The sequence below is a fragment of the Paenibacillus sp. JCM 10914 genome, from assembly GCF_001315105.1.
In the GTDB taxonomy this organism is placed as follows: Bacteria; Bacillota; Bacilli; order Paenibacillales; family Paenibacillaceae; genus Paenibacillus_AQ.
This window is the reverse complement of sequence record NZ_BAZR01000009.1, coordinates 1-20586: the sequence shown is the minus strand read 5'-3', so window position 1 is coordinate 20586 and position 20586 is coordinate 1. Positions and strand designations below refer to the sequence as shown.

19 protein-coding genes and 3 pseudogenes are annotated in these 20586 nt (G+C 39.2%); 1 reads left to right on the top strand and 21 read right to left on the bottom strand.

Translation table 11 applies throughout. The annotated features are described in order from the left end of the window. The first annotated feature begins 20 nt into the window (after nt 1–20). Nucleotides 21–446: a hypothetical protein gene (locus JCM10914_RS12600; protein ID WP_036718021.1), complete on the top strand. Its 426-nt coding sequence runs from the start codon at nt 21–23 to the stop codon at nt 444–446. A gap of 104 nt (nt 447–550) precedes the next feature. On the opposite strand, the gene JCM10914_RS30185 is transcribed toward JCM10914_RS12600, so the two are convergent. The 21 genes and pseudogenes from JCM10914_RS30185 to JCM10914_RS31805 form a co-directional block, all read right to left on the bottom strand. Next, nucleotides 551–1210, bottom strand: a complete 660-nt coding sequence (locus JCM10914_RS30185; protein ID WP_231638632.1) for a serine/threonine-protein kinase — start codon at nt 1208–1210, stop codon at nt 551–553. Between the two features lie 263 nt (nt 1211–1473). Further along, nucleotides 1474–1665: a hypothetical protein gene (locus tag JCM10914_RS30180; protein ID WP_023961419.1), complete on the bottom strand. Its 192-nt coding sequence runs from the start codon at nt 1663–1665 to the stop codon at nt 1474–1476. Between the two features lie 160 nt (nt 1666–1825). Continuing rightward, nucleotides 1826–2284, bottom strand: coding sequence for a GyrI-like domain-containing protein (locus JCM10914_RS12590; RefSeq protein WP_036718020.1), 459 nt, complete (start codon nt 2282–2284; stop codon nt 1826–1828). A 199-nt stretch (nt 2285–2483) separates the two neighbouring features. Next, nucleotides 2484–2708, bottom strand: a complete 225-nt coding sequence (locus JCM10914_RS12585; RefSeq protein WP_269433884.1) for a GyrI-like domain-containing protein — start codon at nt 2706–2708, stop codon at nt 2484–2486. Nucleotides 2709–2874: 166 nt separating this feature from the next. Next, nucleotides 2875–3333 carry a GyrI-like domain-containing protein gene (locus JCM10914_RS12580; protein WP_036718017.1) on the bottom strand — a complete coding sequence of 153 codons (459 nt, stop codon included), beginning with the start codon at nt 3331–3333 and terminating at the stop codon, nt 2875–2877. A 518-nt stretch (nt 3334–3851) separates the two neighbouring features. Beyond that, complete coding sequence (locus JCM10914_RS12575) at nt 3852–4559, bottom strand: HAD family hydrolase (protein WP_148300204.1); 708 nt, start codon at nt 4557–4559, stop codon at nt 3852–3854. A gap of 79 nt (nt 4560–4638) precedes the next feature. Continuing rightward, nucleotides 4639–5340 carry a metallophosphoesterase family protein gene (locus JCM10914_RS12570; protein WP_023961414.1) on the bottom strand — a complete coding sequence of 234 codons (702 nt, stop codon included), beginning with the start codon at nt 5338–5340 and terminating at the stop codon, nt 4639–4641. A 911-nt stretch (nt 5341–6251) separates the two neighbouring features. After that, on the bottom strand, nt 6252–6527 hold the full coding sequence (locus tag JCM10914_RS12565) for a hypothetical protein (protein WP_036718013.1): 276 nt from the start codon (nt 6525–6527) through the stop codon (nt 6252–6254). Between the two features lie 242 nt (nt 6528–6769). Then, nucleotides 6770–7335 (bottom strand): annotated as a pseudogene (locus JCM10914_RS12560) (histidine phosphatase family protein). A gap of 482 nt (nt 7336–7817) precedes the next feature. Next, nucleotides 7818–8141, bottom strand: a complete 324-nt coding sequence (locus JCM10914_RS12555) for a YxeA family protein (RefSeq protein WP_231638631.1) — start codon at nt 8139–8141, stop codon at nt 7818–7820. 15 nt (nt 8142–8156) lie between these two features. Continuing rightward, entirely contained in the window at nt 8157–10079 is a 1923-nt protein-coding gene (locus JCM10914_RS12550; protein WP_023961411.1) for an FtsX-like permease family protein, read from the bottom strand. Continuing rightward, a complete protein-coding gene (locus JCM10914_RS12545; RefSeq protein ID WP_023961409.1) occupies nt 10076–10855 on the bottom strand; it encodes an ABC transporter ATP-binding protein in 780 nt (259 codons plus the stop codon). Before JCM10914_RS12545 ends, JCM10914_RS12550 begins: the two co-directional genes overlap by 4 nt. 165 nt (nt 10856–11020) lie before the next feature. Next, nucleotides 11021–12058 (bottom strand): HAMP domain-containing sensor histidine kinase, encoded by a 1038-nt coding sequence (locus tag JCM10914_RS12540; protein ID WP_023961407.1) that lies wholly within the window; start codon nt 12056–12058, stop codon nt 11021–11023. Nucleotides 12059–12069: 11 nt separating this feature from the next. Continuing rightward, nucleotides 12070–12753, bottom strand: coding sequence for a response regulator transcription factor (locus tag JCM10914_RS12535; RefSeq protein ID WP_023961405.1), 684 nt, complete (start codon nt 12751–12753; stop codon nt 12070–12072). Nucleotides 12754–13389: 636 nt separating this feature from the next. After that, a complete protein-coding gene (locus JCM10914_RS12525) occupies nt 13390–13842 on the bottom strand; it encodes a hypothetical protein (protein ID WP_036718010.1) in 453 nt (150 codons plus the stop codon). A 372-nt stretch (nt 13843–14214) separates the two neighbouring features. Then, the gene (locus JCM10914_RS12520) at nt 14215–14715 is read right to left on the bottom strand and encodes a GyrI-like domain-containing protein (RefSeq protein ID WP_231638630.1); all 501 of its coding nucleotides are present in this window, start codon (nt 14713–14715) and stop codon (nt 14215–14217) included. A gap of 198 nt (nt 14716–14913) precedes the next feature. Next, nucleotides 14914–15387, bottom strand: a complete 474-nt coding sequence (locus JCM10914_RS12515) for a DinB family protein (RefSeq protein ID WP_036718006.1) — start codon at nt 15385–15387, stop codon at nt 14914–14916. A gap of 55 nt (nt 15388–15442) precedes the next feature. Next, nucleotides 15443–15838, bottom strand: a complete 396-nt coding sequence (locus tag JCM10914_RS12510) for a VOC family protein (RefSeq protein WP_036718004.1) — start codon at nt 15836–15838, stop codon at nt 15443–15445. Between the two features lie 48 nt (nt 15839–15886). Beyond that, nucleotides 15887–16608: pseudogene (locus tag JCM10914_RS12505) on the bottom strand (class I SAM-dependent methyltransferase); the annotation flags it as partial. 35 nt (nt 16609–16643) lie between these two features. Then, nucleotides 16644–17120 carry a GyrI-like domain-containing protein gene (locus JCM10914_RS12500; RefSeq protein WP_036718002.1) on the bottom strand — a complete coding sequence of 159 codons (477 nt, stop codon included), beginning with the start codon at nt 17118–17120 and terminating at the stop codon, nt 16644–16646. A 1217-nt stretch (nt 17121–18337) separates the two neighbouring features. After that, nucleotides 18338–20586: pseudogene (locus JCM10914_RS31805) on the bottom strand (thioester reductase domain-containing protein); the annotation flags it as partial.

The window sequence follows — 20586 nt, the reverse complement described above, 5'->3', positions numbered from 1 at the left end:
AACAAGAGGAGTTGATATTTTTGGCACAAATTCTCGATAAAGCTTCCGTCCAGCCGCGCAGTAGATTCAACTTAGCAAACTCAGTGATTATTCGACGTTCACCAGCAAGATCGCGTCTTGCAACCATTATTTTACGAATACCAGTAAACTCTCGACCAAATCGGGTAGATTTGGTCGCAACTGTGGGAGTTCGAGGCGTCACTGGCATTGCACAAATACTTTTTAGAATCTTCCGCGATGGAAGAGAGATTTTCAACACTCAACAAGGTATCGAATCTGCCCAGTCTGAACAAAATTATGCAGTTACGTTCCAGGCGGAAGATAGAAATCTATCAGCCGGTGCCCATGTTTACACAGTCACAGCAGAAAATCTCACTGCAAATACAAGAGCCGATGTGGTTGGGCCTATATCGTTTAGTGGGTTAGCCGTTAAAACGAGAAATTAACCCCATATTTGGTGGATAGAAAAGAAAAGTAATAAGCAGCTCGTTCCTTTTTAGAGGACGGGCTGCTTTTGCTCTTCAGGGCCCACAACGTGAATGCATGCATGCTAGACAATTCTGGGATTCGAGAAGGGCAGCTGGAACCCCGTTTTCTTACAGACCCGTTCAATCTCCTCGACTGGAAACGATGTAGTTCTGTTCTTCGAAACGAGATTTGTGTAGAAATCATTGATCACTACAGCGATTGGAGCATACCGCATTATAATCTCCGCTGCTGAATCCATCACTTCTAGGGACTGGTCATTCTTAGCACAACGACGTATGAAGTCTATACGTTCAGAACGGTTCACCGTACCCGTCAACTCTGCTACAAGCCAGTTTACCATTTGTGTTACTACATAACATCCATCATGCGTTTTGTTCAATTCATAAAACTCCAATTCGGAATCAGACAGTTCAAATCGAGAAGACGTTGCAAGGCCGAAATCCGAAATATATACACGGTGTCCGTCGGTTAAAACATTGTTAAAGTGAACGTCGAAATGTAGTAATTCGTTCTCATTCATAAAGGAGACCGTGGACAGCAAGTTTGAGTCCAACAAGGCAATCGCTGAATTGGCTGCATTCTCACCCATAGCGACCTGTTCGGTAAGCCAATGATGCAGGTTGTAGGGAATGTACTCACAGAACAGTACAACATCATAGTTGGATTCCTCAAGCGCTTCAATACGATCACCTATTTTTGCAGTACCCCAGAACTCAACCATTTGGGAAACATCGCTCAGTTCCTCAGAAATTGGATTACGCCGTTCTGGACTTTTTAACATCCGCCAGTGATACATTAAGGGAAAGTTCTCACACTGTCTCGCTAGAACCCAGTTGGTGGTCATTGTATGGGCGGCAACCTCACGCCACACTCCACTACCCGGTGAGCCAATCCCATAGTGACAATATGAAGGAAGATGGAACACGTTTCTAGTAGACATGAAATTTTCGGGGTTGCTTTCTAATTCCGTAAGCGGCACCATTTTTATGAATACGGGTATACCATCAATTTGTAAGAAGCTGTCGTACCACCAATGCCAGTATTTAGAACCGTAGCTTGTTCCACTCGCTTTCTAAGCTGTTCATTACTAAGCAGATTTAAGGCAGTGGACACGGCCGTATAGCGAGCAAGTCGAGTGTCATGTGACGAAGATCGCTCTTCAAGTGATAATTTCATAAGAAATATGCTCCTTTCGTTCTGTTGATGGGGTAATCTCTTCATATAACGCTCTGAATCTCTTTCAAATCCATGTTGTTTGAGGGTCGGTGAATGCCGGTCTGATGGGCGAATAATATGTTATACGAAGTCGACACCATCCCTGTCCAACTCTCATAATCTATTTAATAGTATCATACAAGTCTACCTCAACATCATGTACTCCCTTGATTCCCCATTCATCCGAGATCTCCAGATGCCACGCTCTTTGCAATCTTTCAAGATTATTCCCCTCAATCCAACGATGAAGCTTTTCATATGTGCTTCTGATTTCATAATTTGGCCCCTCGTGTCGTATTACTGCATATTTTTGTTCAGGCACTATTAAAGAAACCATGCCTTCGGGAACTTGTACGATTTCGTTCACTTCAACACATACCCAGTAACCATCTTCCTCTTCGGAGAAGTCCCCAACGATAAATGCACCAACTAATCTTGCTGGACTTATGATATCATGAATCTCATTTAGTCTTTCTTTAAGTTTGAAAGAAGCTTTTGGGATTTCATTCACATATTGATCACCAGGACATATTACTCTTATTCCAACTAGCCTCTTCTCACTGAGTTCAACTACTTTCACAGGACTCACTCTCTCTTATTATTAGTTTTAGATTTTTCTAACCTTGGGAGAACAGATCAATTTTGCTGAAAGACCGCATGCCGTCAAATGTTGCTTTGCCTTTTCAGTTGCATCGGGTTCTCACCATTGGGCATTAGCCCGGCAGTGGAAATGCGGGGTTATCAGATGTCGCCGCCTTCCTTAAGTACCTTTCAAGAATTTAGGTTCTGATCGGTATTAGAATTTCTACATCTTCTTCTTCGACTTGATCTTCAAAGTAAAAAATCTCTATAGGACACGTGTTTTCCAGAAATCTCTGAACATATCCTTTCTCATTCATCCATTTAAAAATTCTATCGTACGCCTCACCAATCGATTTGTTGGTACAATTAATCTTTGCATAGGTTTGGAAAGGCAAAGTGAATCCAATCATGCCCTCCGGAATATCAGTCAGATCACTGACCTAAGTTTTTTTCTGACATAATTAGCTTCATCATTTGTGCTTTGAATTTAGGAGTATTCGACATAAGATCATCCTCCTGTTCTCCTCATTCAATACATTATTTTCGTTTAACATTATGTTAGCTAAAGTGACTGCCTCCCAGTAGAACTCACAAATTTCTTTCTACGATTGGTATATAGATCTCAGCATTATTGAAGTGTTGTTCTTCTCCAAATTTAAATACTTCTAGTGCTAGTGATCTTGTATTATTCTCAAGACCATTTTCTTTTAAATATTCCTTGCTAAATGCATAAGGATCATGATCTGTTGATCTCACCTTAACATATTGTTGACTTGGTACTTGGAATCCAATCATCCCGTTTGGTATATCTTTAATCTCTGCTACTTCCATGCAGTAAATATATGTAAATAAAATGTCATTAGCAAAATGAGGACATACATATTCTTGCTCATTAATAATACCTTTGATTTCATTCCTTCTTGTGAGAAAAATCTGGTTTGCTTCTTTAATTCTTTCTGGATCAATTCTTTGGAATACATTAGTCACTGGAACTCCGATAAAATGCTTGGCTTCTAAAGTAACGATTTCAATTTGATTTGTTTTCATCATAATCTCTCCCATTGATTATTTTTATTATAGTCTTGCAGTTATTTCAGCTAACGTTTCTGTATCTACGAGCCCGAAAGACTTAAAGGAGCGTCAGCGACTGGGTGGCTTCTCCACTTAGCCTTGCAGGGTTGTCTGCTGATTATGCCTCATCGAATATTCAAATATCTGAAGTTATATTTTTCTGTTTTTGATGTACTTATAATCTCTAAAAATTCCATTTATAAAACACAAGAGGAGTACTGCTAGTGCAAAGATCCATGTAAATACCATTAGCCATAATATTGCACCACCCATTTTTAGTAGTAATAGAAATGCACCAATATAAAAATTAATAACAATTAAGGGATAATTCAGACTTGCCAAGAAAGTAATCTTACGAAAATAAAATATTACAAATAATACATAGCCAATCAGGATTGGGAAACATATTATTGAATATCTGAGTCTGCTCCAATCGAATTCTCTTCAACTCCAGTCCGGACCGAGGGCCGAATGGCCCGAAGCGTGAAATGGTGTTATACGACGATACTGCCTTCTTCGAATCCATTTAACAAGTATGTCTTAACTTCATTCAGATCTTTACATATTAAATCTGGGCTTACTCCCTTCGGCAATGATTTGTTTAACCGGTTTAGCCAAACTACGCTGATGCCCAGGTTCTGAGCACCCCCAACATCACTAAGTATTGAATCTCCAATATGAATGACTTCCCCAGCTTTCAAATTACTTCTCTTTAGTGCTTCATAAAACATTTCAGATCTTGGTTTATATGACTTTACATCTTCGCTTGTAATGATATCTGTAACTCTAATTTTGTGGTAATCTATTGCTTTCAAAATATCATCAGAATCAATATTAGATAGAATGTATACGGGAGTACTTTCGAACGCCTGAAGAAATGGAATCGTGTCTGGATACAATCTAGGCTTGATCCAATGTTCAAACTGAATTTGTATTAGTTCTTCTGCTACAATATCCGATTTAAAAGTCTCTATGGTCTTCGATAAAGAATTGATTCCAATGTCTCTTTGCAATTGAAATGAATCTCCATAACTATCCTTGAAAATACTTGAAAATTCTCTCCACCAGTAGCTTCCGATTTCTCTTGAATTGCATTCAACCTCGGCATTTCCATGAATCCGATTGCAAATAACCGGAATGATATCATCATCTTCGTGAACCAATGTTCCATAGAAATCTAGAAATATTGCCTTGAATTTCAAAAAATCAGCTCCTTTCATGCTCTCGCGATATTGTTGTATAACTCCCTTTATGTGATGTCCCCCGCATCCTGTGTTACTCTCAATTCCACTTTGTATGTTCAGATTTATATGTTCCATTCTGGAATATTAAACAATTCAATTGCATTCCATAGGCACAACCACCATCAATGCCTATCTTGCCTTCACTAAACCAGATATCAGGTATTTCATGAATGTCCGATGTCCTGGTATGTCCAAAAATAACATTCTTTCCATATTGAATATTTGATTTAATGAATTCTTCCTTGATATACATGAAATCACGTTCTGGCTGATTTCTCCAATCTTTGTAGTTAGGATTTAATCCCGCATGGACATAAATGTGATCCTTATCTTCATGGTATAAAGGCAAGTCTCCTAAAAATTCTAGATGGTGCTGATAGTGTGTACGGATCGTTTCTATTGCCCTGTTCAAGTCAATAATGTCAGTGTTCGAATTACAATAACTTTGCAGGGTCTTCAGTCCACCATGTTCAATAAATTTAGACCTTACAGCGTTACTGTCGTTATAGATTAGATCATATAATCGCTGATCATGGTTGCCACGTAACGCTATTGCATTATGATTCCTAACTAATTCAATTACTCGATCAACTACCGACTTGCTGTTAGGGCCTTTATCAACATAATCACCTATTAGAATAAGCTGATCCTCTATCGAGTTGTAGTTGATCTTAAATAACAGTTGATTAAATTGATCAATACAGCCATGAATATCACTGATTATTATTGTTCTCTTCATAGGATCTCCTAGTTGATTTAATTGTTCTGGGGGATTTCACCTAACCACGAACTTGCGACCGCGAGTTGAGTGAGTTTACTCCATAATGAGTAATATTCGCCTGACCGAGGCACAGCGATGCATGAATATGATGTTATAAGATATCCCTGACCTCTTTGCTTTAGCAAAACTCATTGTTTCAAGATTTTAATATTACAAATCCTCTTTTCGACTTAATCAGTACTTTGATATATCTTTCGCAATCTATGTTTGTCTAATATTCTTTTATCGTAATATATTAAATATTCTTTATTCACCTCCAAAAATTTTGTCAGATCTAGCGATACTGCAATTGTTCTTTGACTACCACTTAAATTAGTCACACTCATTTCATTCTTACTTATACTTTGTATGATTACCGCTTCAAACGTAGAAGATCTGTAGGAATTCCAAAACCAAATCAATCCAATAGTTATTATTAAAAATAAAATAGATCTTTGAATTAATCTTTTCATTCTCATTTCCTTTCAAAGGATAATTTATATTAAATATTGTTGTTTACCGGGGATTTCTTATAACGTTCTTGTATCTACGAACCCGAGCGAACGCGAAGCAGCGTAGATACGGTGTTATCCGTAGAAACCGGCCTCTTCGACGCTTCTCTCAAGAGTTCTTAAAAAATCCCACTCTATATACATCGTCATGAAATAATTCAATTACATATTCATTCTCTTTAAACAACTATACATCATCTTCAATACATCTTTAATATTCTCCAACCAACTGACTAATATAGGTATAACCCAAGGTTCATTGTATTCTAGTATTCTTTAAGTATTTTTCCATACTAAAACCATTATGATAGTGATTCCTCCAACTTCTTCGAAATTTGATCTCTATTATTCTTTTCAAATTGATGGTTTGCAGATCTCTTATTCATGTAAATTTCTTTGGATTTTATTGATTTCATTTGTTTCAGGGTCATATTTGAAAAAGTATAGTATCTTTTCATCATCTTTATAAAGCCAATAACCGTCTTGGTTACTACTTCCGTTTGTTTGTCCATAAATATCAAAGCCATTTGGTACAACTAACTGAGGCTGAGCAGGACTTACCGATCTTAATTCTTGTTTTATGTCAAAATTTTGATAGATTAAAAAACAAATAAAAATAACTAATCCTGTAATAATTAGATTTGAATTCTTCATAGTTAGCTCTCCTTTGATCTTATTCTGTTTTTGAGGTTTCACATAACGTTCTTGTATTCACGAACCCTCACTGGCTTAAGGCAGCGTCAGCTGCCGGGTCCGACGGACTTAGCCCGTGCAGGGTTGTCTGGCCTGCTCATACTTCACCGAATTGCTTCGGGCAGACCAAGGGGGCTTGCCCCCAGCAGCGTCAATACTCTGTTATGTGATGCCATACTCCTCTTCGATAATCCTTATATAATCTAATCATTCCACAATCTTGTTACTTCTTCTAATTCTAAGTCCTCGAATTGCATTTTATAGATATCTGGTTTCTTTAATTGATTCAAAAATTCAACCCAAAAGTTGGATCAAAATGATTCATCATCAAAGTCATTACAAGACCATGAGTCCCCACTGCTATTTTCTTCCCTCTATGCTCTTTTAATATGGATTTTAGAACTGAGATTGCTCTTTTCTGACAATCAGCATTAGACTCTCCACCCGGCAAGGTGTAATCAGGGTTATTGAAACTCTCTCTGATACTAGACATTAACTCTAAATTTTCAATAATATTAGCTGCAAAATGACGTTCTCTAAGATCTTCAAATACTTTAATATCTAAGGTTAAGTGCTCGGCCAATCCCTCAACACTAAGAATTGCTCGAGTATAAGGACTTGATATAATCATGTCTATTCCTTCACCTATAAGTAACTTCGTTACTTTTTCAATATCGATCTTTCCTTTTGGGGTAAGCCCTCTTGTTCTTTCATTTCCTTCATTGTATGGTGATTCTCCATGCCTAACCATATAGATAATTGTCTTCATACAGGCCTCCTTTAGATGCTTTCATTAAATATAACACTGTGATTTCACATAACGGATATGTATTTCTGACGTCTCCACAAGGGGCAAATGCCCGTAGCGTGAATATGGTGTTATACGATCCATTCTGCAAAAAACTCTGATCTTCAAAATACCAAAAAACCCATATGTATCAAGGGATTCTGGCGATTTTTGAGGAGCGCGAATATCCTTCAAATAACCCGGTTCTTCGTGAAAGTTATACGAAAATGTATAACTGATTGTTATACAAATCCCGCTCCCCTCCTTCGCAAATCCGCTTTGGTTCGCATAACTCCTTAGGGAGGAGATGCGAAGTGCGGGGCAAGGAAAGCTTTAAACTAAACTCAGATTGGAACGAAGGTGAACCTCTTCCTCTTGCATATCAGGACAGCCTCTCGGCACCTTCATCATAATAATTTCGATAAAGATCATTATTATTCCTTGTGTTAGGTTTGGTTTAACGTTTATTTCGATAGCATTTCATCCTCATTTATAAATGTATATTCTACTGTGTAGGTACCTTTGGCGAGTACTTTTAAGGGTGTGCCTTGATCGAGTCTAGTACTGGTGGTGAATACCACTCGTTTAGTCTCTCCGCTTTCGGTGACACCCTGCTCCCTATACTTATATCTTCCGTCATCATCTGCAGGTTCATTTTGAACCTCAACATACACATATTCCTGTTCAATCCATGGATTAAAACGATCGAATGGCTCGCGAAACAAGAGATATAGCCCAGCAAAGGCAACGACTACAACGAGACAAGACATGAGGATCTTCTTTATCATAACTTTTCTTCCTTTCTATAAAACATTTGTGACGATGCTTTTGTAATACCGAATGGTAATCACGGCAAACATCAAATAGATGATAATATACGCCGCCATACTAATGATGATTGGGGTAAGCATGCTTGCGGCCATGAGAACAGAACCTACGTTAAGAGCAAAAGCAGCGTGAGTTAACCCAATTCCCAGAGGAATTAAATAAACAAAGAGCTGTTTACGGATGATGCCTTTCATCATATCGTTTACTTGAAATCCGAGTTGTCGCAGTGTCCGATAGTGGTTTTTTTCATGTTCAGCCTCTGTCATTTGTTTAAAGTACACAATACTTCCCGTTGAAAGGATGAATACCAAACCTAAAAAGCCGGCGATGAAAACGAGCAGCCCGAAGGTTTGACGAGATCCCTCGTAGGCGGAATAAAAGTCCGTGAGATACCGGTCACTGTCCACATTCGTTAGAAAGATATCAGAGGCGGTATCTGATTGCTCACTATCCAATACGTTAAAAACATCAAAGGTCAAAAACTCTTTGGATTCATCCTCCTGAATGCTGTCTCTCATTCTCTCGAAGGTTTCTTCAGAAACAAGTAATTGATCGCCATAGAAAATGTAATTCATCACGTTTTTAAGCTTAGACTTGGAGACCGTTAGTCGATTTGCTTCATCGTTTGATGCGTACTGCACGTCTTGTGGAGATAAAACCTCCCTTCCTTCTATAATGGCTCGCGAACTATGATAGATGGCTTCCCCATCTTGGGGACGCTCAAGATCTAATCCAACCTGCGCCATCTGCTCTGCTGAGAAAAGCAAAAACGTTCTGTTAGGATAATCTGCATTTGAATCCTGATCCACCCATGCGCCGTTAAATCGAATGGCATTGACTTGATCATAATCGAATGCAATCTGCTCCTCTTCTAACTTACTTGCTATCCGAGCTGCTTCCTCCGGCATATTCTCCACTGCAAAATCAAAAGGCATCGACAATCTCACATCGTTTTCGGTTGAATAATATAAGGAATAGGAAAGTGAAATCATCGTAATCGTCATGGCAGACAATATCGTGATTACAGTTAACGAATTGGCGTGACCTTTCATTCTGTGCATTAAGGGGGCTACCGACAGGCTATTATACAAGCCGAGATTTCCATTTTGTTTTTTTCGAAAAACATATAATATCCAGCTTATGGTCGTATGGAAGACTAAATAGGTTCCGAGTATGGTACTGGCGAGAACTAATAGCATAAGATACATCAGCAAATCTGCATTGTCTACAATCAAGGTAGACACATAATAGCCAAAGCCGATTAGACCTAATCCTGTTAACCCTAAAATGCCTGAAACGATGCTTGGACGTTTGACAAATTGATCATGTTGATGATTTGCTTGAAACAATTGGAGTAACGTACTGCGGTAAACCGTCCATATAATTTGTAAGGATGTGACCGCAAGCAAGCAAGTAAAAACAGCAATCGTTTGGATGAGTGCTTGGCCGGAGAAGGTTAAGCCAAACATAACTTCAAGACCGATCAGGTTCATAAACAGGATAAGAAAGAGACGCGAGAGCAAAGCTCCGACTAGCGTTCCGATCAGTAAAGCGCCTAGACCAAGAATCGTGTGTTCCAAGATCAGTACCCGAGCGACCCAAGCCTTAGACAAGCCAATTAATTGATACAATCCGATTTCTTGACTGCGCCTTCTAATAAAGATGCTCGTAGCATACATCGTAAACACAATCGTAATAAGAATGAGTAATATGCCAGCGATTTGAAAGGCCGTTGAGAAGTTCATACTAGCTTGAACCATTTCAATAACGGTTTGATCATTTTGCAAGGTAGAAAAGATAAAATACAAACTTATGCTGAAAATCATTGCGAAAAAATAGAGATAATACATTTTGATATTTTTTCGCATGCTGCGGAACACTAATTTCTGTGTGGTCATTTCTGGTGACCTCCTCCAAGAACGGCTTGCATATCAAGAATGTCCTTAAAGAAGGATTCTCTCGTTTTCTCTCCCCGGTACAATTCCGAAAAAACTCTTCCATCCTTTAGAAAAATCACACGGTTACAATAGCTGGAGGCCAATGGGTCATGCGTAACCATAACAATGGTGACTTGTCGTGTCTGGTTAATCTCATGTAAATTTTCCAATAGATTGGAGGCAGCTTTTGAATCAAGGGCCCCAGTGGGCTCGTCTGCAAAAACAAGTGAAGGCGAATGAATTAACGCCCGTGCTGCAGAGGTACGTTGCTTTTGGCCGCCTGAAATTTCAGAAGGGTATTTATCAGCTAATTCCTTAATACCTAAAATTTTGGCAATGGCATTAAACTCCGCTTCAGCTTGATTTTTGCTTATTTTTGTTAAAGAAACCGGTAGCAATATATTTTCTTTTACCGTTAAGGTATCAAGCAAATTGTAATCCTGAAAGATAAAACCTAAATGTTGACGACGAATGCTTGAAAGCTGGATATCCTTCATTTTGGAGATTTCATGCTCTTTTATGAAAATCCCCCCATCTGTGGGACGGTCAATCGTAGCTAACGTATTGAGAAGCGTTGTCTTGCCTGAGCCTGAAGGTCCCATAATCCCAACAAACTCACCCTCTGTCACCCGAAGGTCGATTCCTTGTAACACCTGTTGGGCATTTCCCTTTACACCATAAGATTTACGTAGTCCCTCCGCAATCAAAACGGTCTTCGGTGTGATTTGATTTTTCATCCCATACACTCCAATCAAGTTGTTCTATACACAGTGTAATTCTTTTGTGCCTCTTGGTCGTAAGCTTTAGGTGATAAAAATGGGATCCAATGTGATATTTTTGTCACCTTGCCAAAATAAAAAGCAGTCAGGTTTACATATCCTAACTGCTTCATTCCTGTCTACTTAAACTAATGATCGTCTAATGCGTTCAAATGGATTATTACTAGAGAATATCATCAAAATAGAGGTACCTTCGCCAACGGCTGAAGCCACCTCAAGTCGAATGTGTAACTTCTTGCTTATTTCTTTTGCAAGATAAAGCCCCATTCCAGTGGCTGTGTGCTGAACCCTCCCATTTTCGCCAGTAAAGCCTTTATCAAATATACGTGGCAGGTCATGTGCTTGAATGCCGGGCCCTTCATCTTTAATCGTTACCATGACGGATTCAGTTTCTTGGAGATCAATGTGAATGGATACATTTCCGTCTGTTGGACTGTATTTAATCGCATTCGTTAAAAGCTGTCTCATCACAAACCCGCACCACTTTTTATCCGTGTACACAATAGACGCGGTGTCTCCCGTCACCTCAATGGATATATTTTTTTCCATACACCATGTCGATAACTCGCGAACCTCTTCTCTTATCAAATCTTGCACTCTCTGCTTTTCCGGGAGCAAATCTGAGTCTAAGTTGGCTAACCGCGAAATATAAAGCTGCCGGTCGATCAATAAGTGCATCCTCAACCAGGGCGCATTTAGCTTTTGTGCCAACTCATTAGAACCATGGGCATCAAGGATGATCTTCATCGTTGTAAGGGGTGTTTTCACTTCATGAACCCATGAGGAAAGGTCATCATGTTCCATGAGTTGGGTGGACTGATACTCACGATGCTTGTGTTGGTCATGCTCATGAATGTTTTGTAAAAGGGCATACATCATACCCTCAGGAAAACGGCTGCGGGGTTCGGGGATGTTTTCAAACCAGTCATCTCCCACATCGTTAGAAAGGGTACGCAAAGACTTATAATAGGCCGTTTCCTTCTTATATCTCCAAATCAAAAAAACAATACAGATGGTGAGAAACAAAGAGTTTAAATAGATAAGTGAATGAGGCTCCACACCTATACCGGCGTCAAATTGTATCAAAGCGTTGGTGAGTAGAAGCAGTAACCCCATCAAGCCGATCCAACTTTTTTTATAAACGAGATAAGCTATGAACAATGTGAAACCTCCTAAAGCGTAACGGCCATATACCCAAGACCTTTTTTAGTCACAATCCCTTCGGCTAAATGGAGAGAAGTAAGCTGTTGCCGTAATCTGGTGATGTTGGCAGTGAGCGTATTGTCATTAACATATTGATCATCATCCCAGAGCATTTTCATCAGTTCATGACGTGAGATGATCTTATTATTAGACCTTACTAAAACCGAAAGAATAAAAAGTTCATTTCTTGTCAGGCCAATGGTTGTCCCATCCTTATGAATTTCGCCACTTTTTAAATCAATCAGCGCTTGATTCCACTCCATTACATCGGAGGATGCTTCTTCATACGTATACGTTCGACGAAGAATAGCCTGAACCTTGGCGAGAAGTACATCCATATGAAAAGGTTTCTGAACGTAATCGTCCGCCCCTAAGTTCATGGCCATCACCATATCCGTCGGATGATCTCTTGATGAAAGAAAGATAATAGGAACTTTGGACACTGCTCGTATTTCTCTACACCAATGAAAGCCGTCAAACCTTGGAAGCTGTATATCAATAATCACTAAGTGAGGCCGATGCTCTACAAAGGCATCCATCACATGCGAGAAATCACTTGGGTAACTTACTTCATATGACCACTGACTTAATCCTTCTCTAAGTGCTTCTTGGAGAAGAGGGTCATCCTCAATAATGAAGATATTCATATTCATTTATAACCCTCCTTATATTATATTATATACTTAATTATTCTAGATAAATCACGATCAGAAAACTAGCGTTATTAAACCTGAATTACGAAAGTAAAATCATATAAAGAGTGCCCTATCTTTGGGAGCGGAAAGTGGGCTACAACAATCGGAGGCTAGTGAACGCCGCCCAGTGTCCCGGCAAGACAAGCTCGTTGGAGAGATTTTCAATGAAAATGAGGAAACTATCTATTGAACAAAGTATGCGGTTACTCTTATAGCGGAATCCGAAACCGAATTGGGTGTTCGGTACGTCAAAAACGAAATTTAATCCATCTCGAAAAGGGCTACAATCAAGCACTTTTTCTTTTTGAAGTTCAACTTTCATAACGATTCTGAAATAAAATCCCTTGATTTTGCTGATTGAATCCATGTACATAGCCATATATTTAGGACCACCCCCTCAAGAACCTAGTAATGCGGCTATTTGAAATTCTTGTTTATTCTTATTTAATTGCTTCAAGTTCTTTTAAAAGCAGTGCATATTGCTCATCCATAAATGTTTTTTGCTCCCCTCATAAAGAAACTGTTTTATTAAATCAGAATATCAATACAAATAACATAAGTTTTATTATTTTTATTTAAATAACTGGAGTATATCTACTCCATTGTTTTCAAACTCTTCTCAATCTCCTTTGCTTCCTTTTGGTTTGATGCTGGTAAACTTATGACTAAATTTGATTCTTTAATGTCTTTTTTAGTTAATTTCCTATATAGAGTTGGTTCTGTAATTATTATTGTAAATTGACCTTCATTTTTATTTAAATAAATATCTCCAAGTACTATTCTTTCTGAACCATCATAAGCTATCAATAACGAATTATGTTTGAATAGTACTTTTTCGAAACTAAACTCATTAATTAATAATGAGCCTTCATAGTTATCGTCGTCTTCATTGTAATAAGCCTTTAAAGCCACTTCCACTTTCTCACTTATATCTGAATCTTTGCTGTACATATATGACGGTGAAGATATTTCTACTTCTTCACTTCTGTTGCATCCTGAAGAAATAATAGTACTAAATAATAATATTATTAATAAAACTTTTCTCATTATGCAACCTCCTAAATAATTCTAACGGGGCAAAGATTGTCGAAATCCTGCCCCGTTAGATTCTCTTTAATATTTAAATTTACCGGAAACATTTACTTGAACAAGAGTTCCGCTCTGGTAGCCATAATATAACGGTGACAAAGTATTTTTAGCAAGAGAAATCAATCTTGCTTCGTCATAAAAAAGTTGCCAGCTTGACCAAAAATTTGTCCAAGATAATTACTTGGTGTATGTCGTACTGCATTTTTGTAATAAACAACATTAAGTTGAGCTGAGGTGTTTTTCTTAGTTGATGTTGCCATTGGTGCCCAGATATATTGAAAACCATTCCATTGCTGATGGACCACACCTCTTAGAGTTATCCTTCACAAATCATTTAATTTGAATATAAGAATTGAATTCACTTTCTGGGTCTTCACCCTTAAATCTTTCATCATAGACTTCAAAACATACAATGTCATATTGTTCATAATTATTTGATGCTAGCCAGCTAATAAGATTATGGAATGTTTCACCAATCTTACTTAATGGGCCTTTATGCGTCATTCCAATATAACGACCAGCTGGTATTACATAAGAAAACATACCTTCTGGAATTTCTATTAATTGTTCAACTTCTATCCCAGCTAAATACCCATGTTCATTCCTCTTAATAACTCCAAGAGTTTCAGGAGTATTTTTACGACCATGTATTTCTTGAATTCTGGAAAATAAAATGGGCCATACCTCTCCAGGATTTATAGGTTCACCTATGTTTCCCACCCCAATTACTTTCTTCTCTTGAAATTCATAAACCTCAGGTTTCATGTATACCTCCGTATTTTTGGATTTTATAAGTTTTCGTGGTGTTTCAGCTAACGTTCTTGTATTCACGACGTCCAACTCCCCTCAGCCCGAAGGCGACGCGGTTTAGGGAGTTGGATGTGTCCGGCTGATTCTTCTTCCCTGAATCTGAGTCTGCTCCAATCGAGTCCACTTCAACTTCTGTCCGGACCAAAGAGAGAATGCCCCGGATGCGTGAAATAAGTGTTATGTGATGCCGGAAGCTTCTTGAGTTGTTTCTAAAATCTCTTAAATATTATGAATTCTCTTTGTTTCTTTTATTTGTTCTATATGGTGGTACGAATGATTTATATCATGATTTAATGCATCCCTTACAGTCGCTTTTCCATTTTGATGAACTAGAATACGATCCAATGAGTTAGGGATGACTTCGCATAAGTATGATATGTATTCCCGTATAGTACTAAATAACTGCAATTCGATTCTTACATTTCTTTGGTAATGATTCATTGTTTGATTCCAAACCTGTGCATCGAACTCATTAAAGATATATTTCTCACCAGTGTTGGCAAGTGCATATCGATTTATTTGAAAATAATTGAGATCGCATTCAACAATATGATGCACGATCTCTCTTATCGTCCACTTTCCTTCTCCTCTAGATAAATCCAGATCTTTCTCACTTAAGCTATCTAATACTTCATGGAGTACCTTTGGTGCATCCTTATATGTTTGAACTACTTTTAAGTCTTCTTCTTTCATAATTAAGACTCCATTCTTGAATATATACTGCTTTCTGCACCCTTGATTTATCTCCTTACTTAGGCCAACCACCCCAGATATCAATTTTATTTCCCGCTGGATCGTAAGCATAGAAATTAAGACCGCACCCACCATTATCCTCTATATCCGAAAGGTGAGCCCCGTTATCCTTCATTTTTGAATAGAGCAATTCAAAATTCTCAGCTTCCATAGTCAGAACACATTGCTCTGTCCCATTAATCTCCATGTAATTCACGTTATGCGGTTCCTTCGACTTAATTAGAAAGATACTCTGTTCAGGACTGATTTCTAGCTGTGCCTGGTTCTCATGGACCGGTCTTCTAAGACGTAACCCCAGATAATCCATATACCACTTGGCAGACTCCTCGGTATTTGTTGCGGGTAAATAAACACAGTCAATTCCTTTTACTGCTGCAGCCGATTTTTTCATGGATTCAGCTCCCATCTTTTTAGTTGACATCATGCAGGGTGTGTGATTTTAAAGTTTTCTTGCTTTGATAACAAAGGTTACAGGAAACATCTTCGCTCTTTTTACAAAATCATTATTTTCATCGTGCAATTGTATTATTTCACCCTCGGTTTCTTCAATCATTTGTTCAATAACAAACCCTGCTTTGGCCAACGCATTTACATAGGTTGATAGTTTGCGATTAGATAAGGTTAGCGCGCCTTGACATATATCAGGAGAAACGGAATACCAAGATTCATCGAAATAACACTTGTTAAAAACAAATCTATTATTCTCTTCAACAACACATTTGTGTATAGGATGAGACCAACTGAAAATAAAGATGCCGTCTTTTTTAAATAAGAAGCGATTCGGCGAAAAGTACCTACAAGGTCGGTAGTCCAACCTATGGCGTAAATTGAATAAACAAAATCAAAATAATCCACGGGTATGTTACATTCTTCTTCCATGGGAGAACAGATCAATTTTGCTGAAAGACCGCACGTCGTCAAATATTGCTCTGCCTTTTCAATTTGTTTTTCTGATATATCCATCCCCCATAGTTCAGATGCTTTGCGATCCCCCTGATATTGCAAGGATTGACCGTTTCCGCAGCCTATCTCTAACATCTTTTTTCCTGAGACATCGCCGAAAAGTTGACATTTTTCTTCTGAGATAAATGCTCCATAAAAAGGAAGCACGATTGCTCCTAAAAAGTCATTTCCTTTTGTATCCCAATAGAAGCTGTTAGTTCATAAACACTATGCTTGAAGTACATTTCAAGAATTTAGGTTCTGATCGGTATTAGCATTTCTACATCTTCTTCTTCGACATGATCTTCAAAGTAAAAAATCTCTATAGGACACGTATTCTCCAGAAATCTCTGAACATATCCCTTCTCATTCATCCATTTAAAAATTCTATCGTACGCCTCACCAATCGATTGGTTTGTACAATTAATTTTTGCATAGGTTTGGAAAGGCAAAGTGAATCCAATCATGCCCTCCGGAATATCAGTCAGATCACTGACTTCCAAACAAGCAAAATACGTAGCAATGATTCCATTACACATATACGGCGAGATCAATACTTCCTTGTCCTTGAAATTTATAATTTCATTTCTTCTTTCAACAAACTCCTTTTGTACTTTCAGGGCAGCGTCAGGAAATCCACTGGGAAAATTAGCTGTAATGCTCTGACCGATCAACGAATATTCCCTAGTTGTTAATTCACATTTAAATTTCTCAAGTTTTTGTCTCTGCATGATAAGCATCTTCCCTTCAATTTGGTTATTGACCTTGCTATGATTTCTGATAACGTTATTGCACTCGCGAACCCGTGAGACTTAAAGCAGCGGCAGTGACTGGCTCCGACGGACTTAGCCCTACAGGGTTGTGAGCTGAATCCGCTTCTCTGCTTACATCAACTTGCGAACCAAGTTATTGAGTTAGAAAGGACCAAAAACCCACCTCTGACTCTAACCTTGGGGTGGGTTCTTACTTTCTCTTGTTGTTATTGATGATGATAAAAGGGCAAGCCAAATAAAATAAGATCGTCTAAGCATCCTTTACTTGCATGGCCTCACCTCCTTTCGGAGGGAATCCATGCCCACCAAGATTAGATTTTCTTTCCTATTGTACCATCATCTACCACCAATAGTAAGAACAAATGTTCGATTTTATTAATTAATCTTAAATCGTTTAACTTCGATAACGCTCTTGTATTAACGACGCCACACCGATTTAAGTCCCGAAGGGACAGCCGCGATGCGGCTAGGTGGGTGCTGGTGTGTCCGGCTGACTCCGCTTCTCTACTACTGCCAATGACTTCTCCAAGTCCTCATCTAACTCCTGCCGGACCAAATGCCTCGAAGCACAAACGCCAAGCCTTAGATAACGCTTATCTTTTCTTGGGCGTTTGTTAACTGAGTTTCTTCCATAATTATACATCTGTCAACCAAAGGGCGATAGCCCCGCTGCGTAAATACAATGTTAAATGATGGATCGTAATTGATATTGGTCAAAGCCATAGGATTGACCGTCTCTCACCACATGAGTTGTCACTATATTACGACACAGACGGACTTGTCATTATTGAAAGCTTAGACCTTCCATCCTCCTGGTCGTTCGGTCTTTCTTGCAGCAAGTATCAGCGACGATTAGAATCACGATTCTTCGTGGATCGCCTCCTTTGTGGTTTGTCCAATCCGGTCTATGATGCCCCCCTCTGTCTGCGCTGCATGCGATTGATGAAGCTGCGACTTAGTAAACTCCAATTTTAAGACTTAAATGAACTTGTCGATCGGCAGAAAGAGGGGTCCCATGAGAGTGGGACCCCTCTTTCTTGGAAATCGTGTTAGTGGTGATCAATAATTTCTCGATTCAAAGGCGATACCTTCTTCTATTCTGTTTTCGATGATAGTTTTAAGGATCTGATTTTATAACACCATGATCGATAACGATATTTTTGCAAGTCAAATTACTAATGCTTTCTTACAATTCCCTTTCTTTCGAAGAAAGAAAGATTTGCTTTAATAACTGTAATATCAATATTCAGGATTTCAATTCCCGCTTTACTTAGTAGTCTTCGTGTCTTTCTATTGCTTAGTATAATTTGATTATCATTGAACACCCCGTTTGTGAGAAGATGACTGCCGATTGCTTTAGCGGAATCCTTACTTTTGTCAAGAACGTGTTTACTTTGAAGAGAATCCATCCACTCTTCGTATGGAACCAGTTTGAGAGAATAATTTAATTCCAGCGCAGCATGATAGAATGTCTGAAAACTTATTGTTTCTGTTTGAATCAGATGAAAATTTTGACCTATATGTTCGTTTTGCTGCGATAAGTATACGACCGACTTGCTGACATAATCCACGGGTATTATTTCAATTTCCGGACTGCTGTCAGGAAATACTCCTGCTTCGATGCTTCCAAGGAACAGATTCCAAATGAAGTCGTTCGGTTGACATACACCGCTTTTGCTATGACTGAAAACCCTCCCGCATCTGTAAATGCTAACAGGAACACCTCGGTCACGTGCGATTTGAAGAATATGTTCCGCTACCCATTTGCTTTGGACATATCCTATGCCTATATTCGTGTTGTAACCTGGCATTTCTTCTTCCAGTGCTATTGTAGAGTCGTTGTGCTCCGATGCAAATACAGCCGCAGTCGAAATAAAGTGTATAGGTTTGACCCTATATAAGGTTGCAAGACGGATGATTTCCTTCGTTCCAAATACGTTTGCGCCTTTGTTAACTGTATAAGGATAAAAGAAATTAACTAATGCGCCGTTATGGTAAATGACCGAAACTTTCCGAGCCAAGTCTAAGAATTCCCCCTCGGATAAACCAAAGTTGACTTTGGACAAATCTCCAGCCACTGGAACAATCCGTTCACCCATCTCGTCTTTCCAAAGTTCGTAGAAAATCATGTTGTTCTTAATCCTGAGCATCGCCTCCTCGGTATCAGTTGCCCTGACTAGGCATATACCTTAAGGGAAGTTTCAAGTAGCAACTCTTGAAGAAGATGCGCCCCAAGGAAACCAGTAGCTCCGGTTAATAAAGCAGCTTGTCCATCAGTAATGCACTCATCCATAATTACTTTCGGAATAATTTCCGGTTCCAAATACACTTCCTCTCTCAAATCGAAATCTTTAACAGATTCTGTAACGTTAGCGACTCCGTAACACTGGATATCTGCTATGGTTTTCGCCATTCCCTCGATTGTCGGATTTTCAACCAAAACTTGAATGGGGATTTCCAACTGAAATTCTTCCGCGCACTTCGACATTAACCTGACTACCAATAGAGAATGACCGCCAAGATGAAAGAAGTTGTCATTAACGCCCATGCTATCAAAGCCTAAGATTTCAGCCCATAGACGATGAATGATGATTTCCAACGGAGATTCAGGCGCCCGATAGGGAGTGTCCAAGGTAATCTTAAGATCTTTGGATCTTTCTTCCAACTCATTGCGATTCAGTTTCCCATTAGGAAGAAGCTGGAATCCACCAACGCATATAAAATAGGAAGGGACCATATGAGTCGGTAGTTTTCCTTTAACCCATTCGCGCAATTCCTCATCCGGTAGTTGTTCAAATTGAATTGTAGAAAAAAATGCGATCAACCGCTTGTCGCCCGGAATAAATTCTTTTGCAATACACACAGTATGGAGAACTAAAGGATGCCCTGAAATAACGGACTCTATTTCCCCAAGCTCGATCCGGTAGCCACGGATTTTCACTTGGTCGTCGATCCTCCCTAAATACTCCAAGTCCCCATCCGGCTGCCAGCGTACCATATCCCCGGTTCCGTAAAGACGCTTGTTCCACTGCGGATGAATGATGAACTTTTCCGCCGTCAGCTCCGGACGATTCCAGTACCCATGTGCCAACCCGTCCCCGCCGATGTATAATTCCCCTGCCAAGCCCACGGGCACCGGCTGCATCTCACCATCTAGCACGTACACTTGCGTATTAGCGATCGGTCGCCCGATCGGAATACGGGTTTCCCCGTCCCATGGAGGAATCAAATAACAGCATGTAAACGTCGTGTTCTCCGTCGGGCCATAGCCGTTGATCAATTGAAGCTCCGGATTTGCCTCCTGTGCCTTGCGCACATGACCCGGAGATACCACATCCCCGCCAACCAGCAGCTTCCTTACGCCTCCAAACACATCCGCTCGGGTATCAACCATCGTGTTAAACAGCCCGCTCGTCAGCCACAA

Excerpts from the sequence above, each read along its gene's own strand:
- JCM10914_RS30185 (WP_231638632.1), bottom strand. The coding sequence starts at position 1,210 with ATGGTTGAGTTCTGGGGTACTGCAAAAATAGGTGATCGTATTGAAGCG.
- JCM10914_RS30180 (WP_023961419.1), bottom strand. The coding sequence starts at position 1,665 with ATGAAATTATCACTTGAAGAGCGATCTTCGTCACATGACACTCGACTT.
- JCM10914_RS12580 (WP_036718017.1), bottom strand. The coding sequence starts at position 3,333 with ATGAAAACAAATCAAATTGAAATCGTTACTTTAGAAGCCAAGCATTTT.
- JCM10914_RS12570 (WP_023961414.1), bottom strand. The coding sequence starts at position 5,340 with ATGAAGAGAACAATAATAATCAGTGATATTCATGGCTGTATTGATCAA.
- JCM10914_RS12565 (WP_036718013.1), bottom strand. The coding sequence starts at position 6,527 with ATGAAGAATTCAAATCTAATTATTACAGGATTAGTTATTTTTATTTGT.
- JCM10914_RS12555 (WP_231638631.1), bottom strand. The coding sequence starts at position 8,141 with ATGATAAAGAAGATCCTCATGTCTTGTCTCGTTGTAGTCGTTGCCTTT.
- JCM10914_RS12550 (WP_023961411.1), bottom strand. The coding sequence starts at position 10,079 with ATGACCACACAGAAATTAGTGTTCCGCAGCATGCGAAAAAATATCAAA.
- JCM10914_RS12545 (WP_023961409.1), bottom strand. The coding sequence starts at position 10,855 with ATGAAAAATCAAATCACACCGAAGACCGTTTTGATTGCGGAGGGACTA.
- JCM10914_RS12535 (WP_023961405.1), bottom strand. The coding sequence starts at position 12,753 with ATGAATATGAATATCTTCATTATTGAGGATGACCCTCTTCTCCAAGAA.
- JCM10914_RS12525 (WP_036718010.1), bottom strand. The coding sequence starts at position 13,842 with ATGAGAAAAGTTTTATTAATAATATTATTATTTAGTACTATTATTTCT.
- JCM10914_RS12515 (WP_036718006.1), bottom strand. The coding sequence starts at position 15,387 with ATGAAAGAAGAAGACTTAAAAGTAGTTCAAACATATAAGGATGCACCA.
- JCM10914_RS12510 (WP_036718004.1), bottom strand. The coding sequence starts at position 15,838 with ATGAAAAAATCGGCTGCAGCAGTAAAAGGAATTGACTGTGTTTATTTA.
- JCM10914_RS12500 (WP_036718002.1), bottom strand. The coding sequence starts at position 17,120 with ATGCAGAGACAAAAACTTGAGAAATTTAAATGTGAATTAACAACTAGG.